This is a genomic window from Geomicrobium sp. JSM 1781026, from assembly GCF_041949955.1.
GTDB lineage: Bacteria > Bacillota > Bacilli > Bacillales > Marinococcaceae > Geomicrobium_A.
The window spans coordinates 188,531-201,204 of sequence record NZ_JBHFQF010000007.1; the positions used below are offsets into that span (position 1 = coordinate 188,531).

A 12,674-nucleotide genomic window follows, 5' to 3' on the forward strand; every position below is an offset into this window, starting at 1 on the left:
TTTTTCATTCTCTTTATTTTGCACCTGTTAAAGAGAATCATGCAGACCGTTTTGCGGAGCCGCGTTTTCCTGCATAATAGGCGACGCCAACGAGCAATGCAATCATCGCCCCACCCATGATAAGCCACAACATTGTTGAATTGTCGGATGAAATAATCGATGCTTCATTTAGATCGTCCGCTTCGTCCGCCTCAACGTGAAAAGAATCGGTCCATTGCCACGTCTCTTCTTCATCAGAGATCGTCAAGTCAACTTCATAATTTCCCGGTGCCACTTGTCGGTCTGGCCACGCAATAAAAAAATCGGCCACTGAGCTCGGCGCCATGCTCCCAGCTTGGCGCTCATCCTCCAAAAACAATTCCCCGTCCCGGTAGATGGTCGTTTGTACGTGAAGAGGCGTCGCAGCAACCGCAACATCATTAGCTAATTCGGCCACCAATCCCGGTTCACCGTACACCAAATCCGTACGGACTGATTGCAAATTAAGATTCGGTCGCAACGCCTCGGCTTCATCTCGGTCGTTCATAAGTTGCATGCCAATAATGTAGGCGTACGCGTTGATCAACCCCGACGCCTCGTCATCTTGGTCCATCTCTACATACATGCCTCCGAGAATAATTCCTTCTTGAACGTCATCAGGCATCGTCACCGTAATTGGCACTTCTTTCGTCTCAAACGGCTCGAGCAGATGATGTTCATCATATTCAATGTTATTTTCTAATTGATTCGTTCCCGCTTCAGAATAATCCACTTCTAACTGACTCGTCGTTGTTGCCGGATGATAATTCATCACTAATTCAATCTGCTCCGCTCCGTTATTCACAAGCAACATATGTACCGTCTCCTCTTCCCCTCGTTCGAGCTCCATATCAAAGTACGACGCATGCGTGTCTACTTGCGATTCAGACACGACGGGTTGTACTTGAAACATAATGTCCTCGTCATTCGCATAACCGGTCATCGGCAACCACACCCCGATGAGCATACCCACACAAGCCATCATTTTCCTTCCCATCCAGCCTTCCTCCTTTTTATTGAAAAAAGGCCCGGGCGGGCCTTTCATGACGTAGCGAAATTAATAAGGTGTTGATTGTAGTTGCCAAGTAATTCGTGACTCTAGTTGTCTAGGGTTGTTATCTCGCTCAGGAATATTCAATCTTACACGTTCAATATCTGAGCTCCATGTTCCTTCACCTGAGCCAGGAGCTGCTTTGATGAGCGTTTGTGACTCGCCTCCGAACACAACCGTCGTATAATTTTTGTTAACTGGTGCTGTACCTTCACCGGTTGGCTCACTTGCATGGATATCAAGGGAAGCATTTAAAATATAGGTTTGGCGATCAGAGGACCTTAATGGATCTGCCTGCACTTTAACTTGCCAACCCATTCCATTGTAGCGTTCATCTGTAACTGTGACCGGTGCACCGACATCCAGATCATATGTTCCGTCTGACGATTGTTCTCTTTCCCCAAAGTTAAACGCGCTCGGAACTTCGTCTAACGTTAACTCGCCTGGCGCTGGTAACGCCTCCGTAATGTTAATGTCCACATCGGTACTTCCAGAATCCTCAGCAAGAACTCCACTCGTCACACTGAGCAACAACAACCCAACACTTAAACCGCATAACTTTTTCACAGCTACCCTCCAAATGGCATGTTTTGTTAATGGTTTACGCTATTTATCATAAAACTATGGAATTAGATTGACAATAACTAATTCTTTTTATATAGGAAATACTTCTCGACAGCATTTTTCTCGGTTGTCGGGGGAAGTAGAAATCAAAATCAACCGGGGAGTTGTTGTCGTTTTTTGGGCGTAGATGAGGGGTTAAAAACTATGTAAATTCGTATGTTACAGCAGACAGTCTTCTTTCAGCTGATCGTGCATATCTACTTTTGAGGTAATCTAGAATAAATAGGTGCATCTTATCGTATACTGCCTGCTACGGTTGTTGCATAAAAGCACTATAATGCCGAATTCGGTATTACGTTTCCAGTATTTGGGTGCTTAATGCCGGTATCCACACTTTTCCGGTATTGCGTTTACAGTTTCTGGGCACTTAATGCCGATACCCGCTCTTTTTCGGTATTTCGTTTCTAGCATTTGAATACCTAACGCCGATAACCACACTTTTTCTGTACTTCAATCCCTGTTTATATACATATCCAATCCATTTGCCTATTTTCCCGACGCCATGCACACAGTAAACAGCACGTCCCACAAGGCACACCATATAAAAAAACGCAAGGATAATTACCATCCTCACGCTTTTCCGCCACTATTTTGTACCAAACAAACGGTCTCCGGCGTCGCCGAGTCCTGGAACAATGTAGCCTTTTTCATTCAATTTTTCATCGAGTGCGGCCAAGTAGATGTCCACGTCTGGGTGCTCATTTTGAACTTGTTCTACGCCTTCTGGAGCGGCGATGAGGCACATTAGCTTGATGTTTTGCGCTCCCCGTTTTTTCAAGGAGTGGATCGCTTCGACGGCAGATCCTCCTGTGGCAAGCATCGGATCGATTACGATAAGTTCACGCTCTTCCACATCTTTTGGGAGCTTAACGTAGTATTCAACAGGTTTGAATGTCTCAGGGTCACGATACAACCCGACATGACCGACTTTTGCTGCGGGGATCAAGTCCAAGATCCCATCAACCATACCGAGGCCAGCGCGTAGAATTGGCACAAGGCCGAGCTTTTTGCCGGCAATTACTTTGGACTGACCAGGACCGACTGGTGTGTTAATCGTTACTTCCTCAAGTGATAAGTCTCTTGTAATTTCAAATGCCATCAACGTGGCGACTTCATCCGTTAGTTCACGAAATTCTTTCGTTCCCGTAGATACGTCACGAATGTATGTGAGTTTATGTTGGATAAGTGGATGGTCAAAAACGTATACTTTTCCCATAATTGCCTGCACTCCTTTAACTTGTCGTATTCAGCCTTTCAAAATTCTACAGAAAAAGCGCACCCGATTCAAGTGAAATTTGCGCTCATTTGTGTCCAATTTTTGGTCACATCTCGAGAAGAGTTATGATCGTTCACCATCTAGCATCGGCTCCGATGATAAACGATAAACATGAGCATGATGTTTTTTATACAGTAAGAAAAGCAGGAGAAATCCCCTGCTTACTCGTACATTGGGAAGCGCTTCGTCAGTGCATGCACCCGCCCTTTTGCTTCGCTTAACTTGTCTTCGTTCTCAATGTTGTTTAAGACGAGTCCAATAATTTCAGCGATTTCCACCATATCTTCTTCCTTAAAACCGCGAGAAGTGACAGCCGCTGTCCCAATCCGAATGCCGCTCGTTACAAACGGGCTTTCTGGGTCAAATGGAATCGCATTTTTGTTCGTCGTTACACCTACATCATCCAGTGCCTTTTCAACTACTTTACCCGTAAGGTTTAGCCCCGTTAGATCGAGCAATAACAAGTGGTTGTCGGTACCTCCAGACACAAGTTCAATGCCTTGTGCTTTTAATGACTCGCCCAACTGTTTGGCGTTCTTTACAATTTGCTTTGCGTAATCAGTAAATGAAGGTTGCAACGCCTCAAGAAACGATACCGCCTTTGCAGCGATGACGTGCATGAGCGGGCCACCTTGCAGTCCAGGGAACATCGCTTTATCAATTTTTTTTGCAAATTGTTCTTCACAAATGATGAGTCCACCACGTGGTCCACGTAACGTCTTATGTGTTGTGCTCGTGACGAAATGAGCATGCGGAACAGGGTTATTATGAACGCCTGCTGCCACAAGTCCAGCAATATGAGCCATATCTACCATCAAATAAGCATCAACTTTATCCGCAATCTCACGGAATTTCTTGAAATCTATTTCACGCGGATACGCTGATGCACCAGCAACAATGAGCTTAGGTTTATGCTCAATAGCCGCTTCTAACACTTTGTCATAGTCAATGCGATGGTCACCATCGGTCACACCGTACTCAACGAAATTGTACTGGACACCACTAAAGTTCACAGGACTGCCGTGTGTTAAGTGACCTCCGTGAGAAAGGTTCATTCCCAAGACAGTATCTCCGTGATCCAAAATCGTAAAGTACACACCCATATTTGCTTGTGCGCCAGAGTGCGGTTGAACGTTAACGTGATCACCACCAAAAATTTCTTTCACACGATCACGCGCGAGGTTCTCAACGACATCGACGTGCTCACAGCCCCCGTAGTAACGACGCCCAGGGTAACCTTCGGCATACTTATTTGTCAGTACTGAGCCTTGAGCTTCCATGACCGCTTCACTGACGAAGTTTTCTGATGCAATCAGTTCAATCTTCTCTCTTTGTCGGGTAAGTTCATTCTGTATCGCTTCAAAAATGGCTGGGTCTTGATTGGAAACGTGGTTCATAGTACGGAAAATCCCCTTCCCTATCTTTTTTTCTATTCTATCATGAATGATCGTAACTTGAACGAGGTCCACCAATATATTTTGGACGAGTTCTCGCCATCGTGACGATTGCCTCTCCTAATTTATGAATCGATGGTCTGACAGGTACAGCGACATGCTTAAGGTGCATGCCAAAGAGTGTGAGCCCGATGTCAATGCCTGCATCGGCTTTGACGTGTTCGACCATCACCCGCTCCCCGCCTTGTGAAAACGCAAGAGAAGCCAACGCCCCGCCCGCCGTTCGAACGGGGGTGACATTCACTTCCTCCATGTTGAGCGCTTTCGGAACGACAAGCGCCCGGTTGATGTGTTCACACCCTTGATACGCAGGATACAATTGGTATTTTTCACAAAATGCTTCAATTTCTGCAAACAAATCGGCAGCGATCTCAAAAGAACCGCTGCTTCCAATTTGTTTGCCAGCTACCTCGCTCGTACTTGCGCCGATTACGAGAATGTGACCTGGCCGAAGCTGAGCCGCTGCTTGTAACTCTTCGAGCATCGTTTTCAAATCTGCCCGAATGTGCATTAGTCTAGCTCCATCATTTTTTCCACTCTACGTTGGTGACGGCCACCTTCATATTCCGTTTCCAGCCACGTTGTAACGATCGCTTTCGCAAGTCCCGGTCCGATCACACGCTCACCCATCGCGAGCACGTTCGTATCATTGTGACGACGCGTCATTTCTGCACTAAACACATCGTGAACGAGCGCACAACGGATATTCTTTACCTTGTTTGCACTAATCGACATGCCAATTCCTGTCCCGCATATTAAAATGCCACGATCATACGTGCCCGCCGCGACCGCTTCAGAGACAGGGCGCGCGAAATCCGGATAATCCACACTCTCTGTTTCATGAGCACCCACATCCTCATACTCAATGCCCATCTCCTCAAGTAAAGGTACAATCTCTTTCTTTAATGCAAGACCGGCATGATCTGAACCAATGATTACTTTCATCATCCGTTCCTCCTTCTTCTCCTAGACTAATTTGTGCTGAATCTTTTGCAACAATCGTTCCAACTGCTCCGCCGTCGTCCGGTACTCAGCCAAATCTCCACCTATCGGGTCTGTTACTTCTTCGTCCGTTTCCCCGAATTCTGAAAGCGTGAAGATCCGTTCTTTATACTCGGGATAGAGCCGGTGCAACACGTCTCGGTGAGAACGCGTCATCGTTAACACAACATCCGATTTGTCGAGCAGAGGTTCGTTAATTTGCGTTGACGTATGCTGCTCTAAGCTTTGCCCTTTCTCTCGCACAATCATGCGTGAATGCTCAGCTGCACTCGCTCCGACCATCGCTTGGATCCCTGCAGAACGAACCGTGAGCTCCGGGTTTGCCTTTTTTAACAGTGCCTCTGCCATCGGGCTTCGGCACGTATTGCCTGTACAAACAAATAATACACTCGTCAAGGATAGATCCTCCTTTAACCGTCTCTTCTTTTAGTTTACCACCAAAACGAAAAAGAGTTAAAGGAATTGAACAATATACGGGTACGCGGAATACAACCCAAATACCGACAATACGACCCCAGCGAGCAGCTCCCCGTAATCCCCAATCCGGTTTCTAAACAAGTTGCCAAGCATAAAACCGGCGGCTGTCATGATCGTCGTTACTATACCAAATGTCAAAATGACCATCGTCGCTTCTGCACCGAATACGCCAAATGAAACACCGACAGAAAAACTGTCAAGACTAACGATAAATGCAAAAAATAAAATCCCGGCTCCGCGAAGGCGAAACGATTGTTCACTCTTGCCACCGAGGCTTGTGAATATCATTTGAATTCCAATAACCGTCAAGATGATTCCAGCGACAAAGCTGGCTACTTGTGGTCCAAAGAACCCACTAATCCACGCACCTAACACCATTCCCGCCAGCGGCATAATCATGTGGAACAACCCTACACTTGTAGCAATTCGCCATACTTCACTTCTTCTTAAACCAGGGCCAATGCCAAATACAAGCGCTATAGAAAAGGCGTCCATCCCGAGGGCAAGCGCAATGACGAACATACTCATAAACTCAACCATAAAAAACCCCCTTGTCTGTTGTACAAGCGTATGCAGACAAGGGGGTTTTTAGACATTCGCTGCCTTATTTAATCGATTCATAATCGCTCGGCCAATACCTTTTTCTTCAAACGACTGGATAATACACACATCCACATTTGGTTGCAGAGCATCGACTTCACGTAATACTTGGTACACTCTTTGCGAAACACGGTCGAGCCGGTCTTTTTCACCAAGGTTGAGATGGTGGTCTGCTTGAATTTCTTTTTGTAGATCAGCGGTTACCGCCGCCGCCACACGTTTTCCTTTGTTTCGATATTGATCGATAAGCTCTTGAAGCTCATTGGCTTGTTTGCCACCAATAATGAGCGCCGTATCGGGGGCATAATGACGGTATTTCATTCCTGGTGACTTCGGAGTGTGCTCAGCCGTATTCGCTGTGGGTCGCATAACAGAAGTCCCAACCGCGTCTTCAATCATTTCTTCAGTTACACCTCCAGGTCGAAGGATAACCGGAACGTCCCCTGAAAGATCGACAACGGTTGATTCTAGTCCGTACCCACATGCCCCGCCGTCTACCACTGCAGCAATACGCCCATTCAAGTCGTTCATAACATGCTCAGCAAGCGTAGGACTTGGACGACCGGAACGGTTTGCACTCGGTGCTGCAATCGGCAACTGCACTTCTTTGAGGATGCGCCTTGCGACTGGGTGGGAGGGCATTCGGATCGCCACTGTGTCCAACTTTGCGGTCACGATGTCAGGAACAAGCTGGCTTCTTTTCATAACTAACGTCAGTGCACCCGGCCAAAACGATTCGATTAATTGATTTGCCAATTCACTTCGTTCAGAGACGAGTGCATCGAGCTGCTCCAATTCACCTATATGTAAGATGAGCGGGTTATCACTCGGCCGCCCTTTTGCTGTAAAAATGTTCATCACCGCTTCTGTGGATAACCCGTTCGCCCCTAGTCCATAGACCGTTTCGGTTGGAAAAGCGACCAACTCGCCATTTTTCAATAATTTGGCCGCCTCTTTCACACTGTTCGCATCGTCAAAGTTATTCACATTTAATATTTTCGTATGTTGAGAACTCACTAATAATTCTCCTTCTATCGCTGGGATCTCTTCTATATCAAGGGTTTAAGAGATGTACACACGCTTAATAAGTTATCCACATATACCGTCATGTTATCCACATACCGCGTGGTGGTTGAGGATAACATCTACGATTTTTCTCCAAACCAATCTTCCCACAAATCGACGACGAAAAATCGAAATTCAGGTTCCTCGTTATCCTCAGAGTTATTCACACCCTCTGTTGATAACTCCTCTTCGTCTTCCTCATCATCCGTACCGATACCAAGATCGGTGAGACAGAGAGGCGGGAATAGGACACACCACCAGTTCTCGCCATTTCCTTCACCAATTTCAATCACCAATGCTTCATATAACCCTGCTGGATAAACGAGTGGCCCATATACTTTCGTCGGAAATTCTACATCGGTATTTAAAGACACATCGACAGGCAGATCGTATCCGTGATTTTCGACGACTGTCACTGCCAATTGTTCGAGGTTTCTGAGCTCTTTCTCAAATACTTCTCGTGCCTCATGTTTCGTATTTGTATCCTCAAGCATCTCTCTCGTATAAAGCGCAACTTCATCGCGGACATCGCGTTTAATTTGTTGATGAACGAGGGCATCTGAATGAGAGAAAATGCGAAGGCGAATGGCTTCCTCCGGCACGTCATCCTCTTCCATCCAGTATTGTTGTTGACTTTCCCACGTACTTACGACCATAAATAAACAAATAAAAGTATAAATAATAGCTTGCTTCATTTCGTTTCACCCCATCCTCTCTACCTAAAGTGTGGTCAGAAAGGATAAGGTTCTAAACGATGATTCGTCCGACAAATTTTGCTTATTGAAGGTCGACAACGACAATGCGGTCGTTACCATTCAGGTCCGCATGTACCGAAACTTTTGCACGTGGAAATGCTTTTTTCATAATCGCTGCAACAGCAGACCCTTGATCATAACCAATTTCAAAAAATGCCATCCCATCCGCTCGGATGATGTCTTGAATTTCAACACTGAGCCGGCGGTAAAAATCTAACCCATCTGTCCCACCTACAAGTGCCATATGTGGCTCATGCGCCCGTACATTCGTCTGTAGCTCTTCAATATCCTTTTCAGGAATGTATGGAGGGTTAGAAATAATGATGTGAAACTTCTCACCTTGGAAGGGCTCGGTCAAGTCGCCTTCACGCAATCTCACATTCACGCCTAATCGTTCAGCATTTGCCATAGCGACCTGTAATGCATCAGCGGATAAATCAGAAGCACTCACTTCAGCTTCTGGCCACTCTTTTGCGAGTGTAAGGGCAATCGCACCGCTTCCTGTGGCAATATCTACAATTTTAGGGTGCTGGAACCGCTCTTCGCCCCGTTCCAATATGAGCTCTACAAGTTCCTCTGTCTCCGGGCGAGGAATGAGAACAGCTGGATTCACAAGTAACGTTCGTCCATAAAAGTGTGCCTCGCCGGTAATGTATTGGGCAGGCTCCCCAGATGCAAACCTTTGAATCATTTGTTGAAATAGCTGCCACTGCTTTTCGGTTAATCTTTCGTGCAGCGCTAATTGAAAGGAAACGCCTGATTTCCCAACAACATCTTCTAACAGCCATTTTGCTCCGGCTACTTCAACACCTCGTGCTTCCAAAAAAGACGAAGCCCATTTGAGGGCTTCGTGTAGTGTACGTTCTTCTGTCATTGTTCATTGCTCTCCATCATTTTCGCTTGTTCTTCAACGATGAGTTGGTCAATAATTTCATCCAAGCCACCTTGTAAAATTTGTTCAAGCTTTTGCAAAGTGAGACCAATTCTATGATCAGTTACACGGCTTTGTGGGAAATTGTATGTTCGAATCCGCTCAGAACGGTCACCCGTACCGACCGCTGCTTTCCGGTTTTCAGCATATTCATCTTGCGCTTCTTTTTGGAACTTATCATACACTCTCGCACGCAAAACTTTCATCGCTTTATCGCGGTTTTTAATTTGTGACTTTTCGTCTTGGCAAGACACAACAATCCCAGTAGGTTCATGAGTAATCCGAACCGCAGACATAGTCGTGTTTACACTCTGCCCTCCAGGGCCACTTGAAGCGAATGTATCCACACGCAAGTCTTTGTCGTGAATCTCGACTTCGACCTCTTCTGCTTCAGGCAAAACTGCAACCGTCGCTGTTGACGTATGAATTCTTCCTCCTGACTCTGTCGAAGGAATACGTTGCACACGATGGGCCCCATTCTCATACTTCATCTTTGAATAAGCGCCATCGCCATTAATGGAGAAAATAATTTCTTTGAAACCACCGATGTCGGTACTGTGAGATTCAATAATATCGGTTTTCCAACGGTTTTGTTCAGCAAATCGACTGTACATTTTGAACAAGTCCCCTGCAAACAAAGCCGCCTCGTCACCACCGGCTGCTCCCCGAATCTCTATAATAACGTTTTTGTCATCATTCGGGTCTTTCGGGATTAAGAGAATCTTTAACTTCTCTTCAATCTCTGTTTTTCGCTCCTGCAACTCTTCAATCTCCATCTTAACCATTTCCAGCATGTCTTGATCTAATTTGTCATCAAGCATTGCCTTTGCATCGCTAAGCTCTTCTGACGTCGATTTATACGTTCGGTACGCTCCAACCGTTTCTTCTAAGTTCGATTGCTCTTTCGAGTAATCGCGTAATTTGTTTGTATCGCTAATTACTTCGGGATCACTAAGCCATTCGTTCAGTTGATTGTAGCGATCTTCCAGCGTTTGAAGTTTTTCAAGCACGCGCTTCACCTCATTTTTCATCTTTATTTAGTATAGTATAAGGAGGTAAGGAGGTCAAAGCGCCATGTTTCATGTGAAACACGCGCGGGAATGGTAGGATTATTCAGTACAAAAGAGGTGCACAAATGAAAAAACAATATGTCATTATCGGTGGAGATGCTGCGGGTATGAGCGCGGCTATGGAAATTGTGCGTGCACGAGATCCCGTAGAGACCGCGATTGTAACGCTAGAGAAGGGCGGAATTTATTCTTACGCGCAGTGCGGGTTACCTTATGTTATCGAAGGTGCCGTCCGCTCCACGAAGCAACTCATTGCGAGAGATGTGAGCACATTTCGTGAAAAACACGGCATTGATGCGCGCATTCATACCGAAGTCACGTCCATTGATTGTGAAAACAAAACCGTAACGTTCGTAACCGAAAAGCAAACGGAAGAGACAATCGCTTACGACAAACTGCTCATCGCTTCAGGTGCTAAGCCGTTTATTCCTCATTTACCTGGAAATGACCTACCTGGTGTACATACACTAAAAACGATCCCAGACCTTGAAGCCATTCAAACAGAATTAGCCGGTACAAAACACATCACCATTGTCGGTACCGGATATATCGGGCTTGAGATGGCGGAGGCCCTCATCGCCGAAGGAAAACAAGTACACATGGTTGCCCGGAGCCATCAGCTCGCGTCAACGTTTGATGCTGACATGGCTACACATTTAATGGAAGAAGCAACCGCTCAAGGCGTCAATGTGCTTTTTCAAACAAACGTAAGCGCGTTACATGCCGGCGACAACGGACGAGTACACCGAGTTGAAACAGACCGTGGCACCTTTGACACCGACTTGGTTCTGTTTGCGACAGGTATTGCTCCGAACACAGAATTTCTTAATGACTGCCCGATTGAACAGCATGAAAATGGGGCCGTTTGCGTGAATGATTATTTGGAGACGACCGTCTGTGACGTGTACGCAGCAGGAGACTGTGCAACTCAGTATCACCGAGTGAAGAAACAACACGACTACATGCCCCTCGGTACGCACGCAAATAAACAAGGGCGTATTGCTGGCATGAACATGAGCGAGACAGAACCGCCGCGCAAGTACCCTGGCATGGTTGGGACTGCTGTTTTCCGTTTTTTCAATTTGACCGCTGCAATGACCGGCCTGACCGAGCAAGCCGCCCGTGATCTTAATTTAGACATTGAAACCGTTACTTATGACGGTACGCACATTGCTGGTTATTTTGAAAACAAAATGCCATTACATGTGAAGCTCGTATACGACCGCAAGAGCGATCAGTTGTACGGTGCTCAAGCCATCGGTGCAGGTGCGGATAAACGGATTGATGTCGCAGCGACCGCACTTTATCAAGAACTTACGTGCAGAGATCTTGAAGATTTAGATCTATCCTACGCTCCACCATACAACGGGGTTTGGGACCCTCTTCAGCAAGCGGCCCGGCGCAGAAAGCGTTATTAAGTAGAAGACGGTCGCTAAATACTCTATCGTGTTTTCTCTACACTTCAGTGTAAGAGGGCAACATGACTAGCCAAAACTTGGTCAGCGTGAACGAGTGTGTAGAAAGTAAGACGCTTTTTAGTGAATTCGCGCTTTTACTTAGGGTACTCGGTGAGTGGCTCATGGCTATGGTAGGATATTTGCCAATTAGAAAACTTATTTAGCTAAAAATCTTACCATTGTTTGTTCTATGATAAGATTTGGAGTTCCTATGGCACGATTTTCAACGAATGGGTGCGTAAATGAAGAGAAATTTTTCCCTATCCAGTTCTATGGTAAGATTCTCGCCCTACACCGTGCTATGTAACCACGATGGGAAGGGTAAGGCTGCTTCAAAGAATAATTATAAGACGTATACCATGTATACGCACTTACTGAAAAATAAACATTTCCGATATAGGGCAACGCGCCTTGTTGCCCTATATCGGAAATGTATCCTAACCTTCGCCCATACACATCGGAAAAAGCGAGTCGCTGCTCCATCATTAGCGACTCGCTTTTCTTTCGATTTTGATCCCATGTCCTCACCCGTAGTTTCTCCTAACGAAGCGGGCTTCATCATGAGAATCTCACCCAATTCTCCCAGAAAGGAGACAAAAAAAAGACAAGTGGGGTTTCCCCGAGCTTGTCTTTTTTCTTACATGTTGTATTTCTTCTTAAAGCGGTCGATACGACCACCAGCATCGGCAAGTTTTTGTTTACCCGTGTAGAATGGGTGGGAATCAGAGCTGATTTCCACTTTGATTAACGGATAAGTGTTTCCATCTTCCCATTCGGCAGTTTCTTTTGATGATTTCGTTGAACCGCCTAGGAATTTGAAGCCCGTGCTTGTATCTAAGAAAACAACTTTTTGATATTGCGGATGAATTTCCGTTTTCATAAAGTATTTCCCTC

The 12,674-nt window shown here is 45.9% G+C and carries 14 protein-coding genes; 1 reads left to right on the top strand and 13 read right to left on the bottom strand.

Annotated elements, in window-relative coordinates; genetic code table 11:
* Positions 1-37: 37 nt before the first annotated feature.
* The 12 genes from ACE1TF_RS14260 to prfA form a co-directional block, all read right to left on the bottom strand.
* A complete protein-coding gene (locus ACE1TF_RS14260; RefSeq protein ID WP_375017710.1) occupies positions 38-1,015 on the bottom strand; it encodes a DUF3324 domain-containing protein in 978 nt (325 codons plus the stop codon).
* A gap of 60 nt (positions 1,016-1,075) precedes the next feature.
* Positions 1,076-1,636, bottom strand: a complete 561-nt coding sequence (locus ACE1TF_RS14265; protein ID WP_375017712.1) for a WxL domain-containing protein — start codon at positions 1,634-1,636, stop codon at positions 1,076-1,078.
* A gap of 643 nt (positions 1,637-2,279) precedes the next feature.
* The gene (gene upp / locus ACE1TF_RS14270) at positions 2,280-2,909 is read right to left on the bottom strand and encodes a uracil phosphoribosyltransferase (protein ID WP_042403635.1); all 630 of its coding nucleotides are present in this window, start codon (positions 2,907-2,909) and stop codon (positions 2,280-2,282) included.
* Positions 2,910-3,130: 221 nt separating this feature from the next.
* Positions 3,131-4,366 carry a serine hydroxymethyltransferase gene (gene glyA, locus ACE1TF_RS14275; protein WP_042403633.1) on the bottom strand — a complete coding sequence of 412 codons (1,236 nt, stop codon included), beginning with the start codon at positions 4,364-4,366 and terminating at the stop codon, positions 3,131-3,133.
* A gap of 40 nt (positions 4,367-4,406) precedes the next feature.
* Positions 4,407-4,934, bottom strand: coding sequence for a TIGR01440 family protein (locus ACE1TF_RS14280; RefSeq protein ID WP_375017715.1), 528 nt, complete (start codon positions 4,932-4,934; stop codon positions 4,407-4,409).
* Entirely contained in the window at positions 4,934-5,368 is a 435-nt protein-coding gene (rpiB, locus tag ACE1TF_RS14285) for a ribose 5-phosphate isomerase B (protein WP_042403630.1), read from the bottom strand. Before rpiB ends, ACE1TF_RS14280 begins: the two co-directional genes overlap by 1 nt.
* A gap of 21 nt (positions 5,369-5,389) precedes the next feature.
* A complete protein-coding gene (locus tag ACE1TF_RS14290) occupies positions 5,390-5,821 on the bottom strand; it encodes a low molecular weight protein arginine phosphatase (RefSeq protein ID WP_375017717.1) in 432 nt (143 codons plus the stop codon).
* Between the two features lie 57 nt (positions 5,822-5,878).
* Entirely contained in the window at positions 5,879-6,442 is a 564-nt protein-coding gene (locus tag ACE1TF_RS14295) for a manganese efflux pump MntP (protein WP_375017719.1), read from the bottom strand.
* Between the two features lie 48 nt (positions 6,443-6,490).
* A complete protein-coding gene (locus ACE1TF_RS14300) occupies positions 6,491-7,519 on the bottom strand; it encodes an L-threonylcarbamoyladenylate synthase (protein ID WP_375017721.1) in 1,029 nt (342 codons plus the stop codon).
* Positions 7,520-7,647: 128 nt separating this feature from the next.
* Positions 7,648-8,262, bottom strand: a complete 615-nt coding sequence (gene spoIIR, locus ACE1TF_RS14305) for a stage II sporulation protein R (protein ID WP_052364052.1) — start codon at positions 8,260-8,262, stop codon at positions 7,648-7,650.
* 82 nt (positions 8,263-8,344) lie between these two features.
* Positions 8,345-9,196 (bottom strand): peptide chain release factor N(5)-glutamine methyltransferase, encoded by an 852-nt coding sequence (gene prmC, locus ACE1TF_RS14310; protein WP_375017724.1) that lies wholly within the window; start codon positions 9,194-9,196, stop codon positions 8,345-8,347.
* Entirely contained in the window at positions 9,193-10,263 is a 1,071-nt protein-coding gene (gene prfA, locus ACE1TF_RS14315; protein WP_042403626.1) for a peptide chain release factor 1, read from the bottom strand. Before prfA ends, prmC begins: the two co-directional genes overlap by 4 nt.
* A 125-nt stretch (positions 10,264-10,388) precedes the next feature.
* Here prfA and ACE1TF_RS14320 point away from each other — a divergent pair, with 125 nt between their 5' ends.
* Positions 10,389-11,741 carry an FAD-dependent oxidoreductase gene (locus ACE1TF_RS14320; protein ID WP_375017726.1) on the top strand — a complete coding sequence of 451 codons (1,353 nt, stop codon included), beginning with the start codon at positions 10,389-10,391 and terminating at the stop codon, positions 11,739-11,741.
* Positions 11,742-12,417: 676 nt separating this feature from the next.
* Here ACE1TF_RS14320 and ACE1TF_RS14325 read toward each other — a convergent pair.
* The gene (locus ACE1TF_RS14325) at positions 12,418-12,660 is read right to left on the bottom strand and encodes a type B 50S ribosomal protein L31 (RefSeq protein ID WP_042403624.1); all 243 of its coding nucleotides are present in this window, start codon (positions 12,658-12,660) and stop codon (positions 12,418-12,420) included.
* Positions 12,661-12,674: the final 14 nt, after the last annotated feature.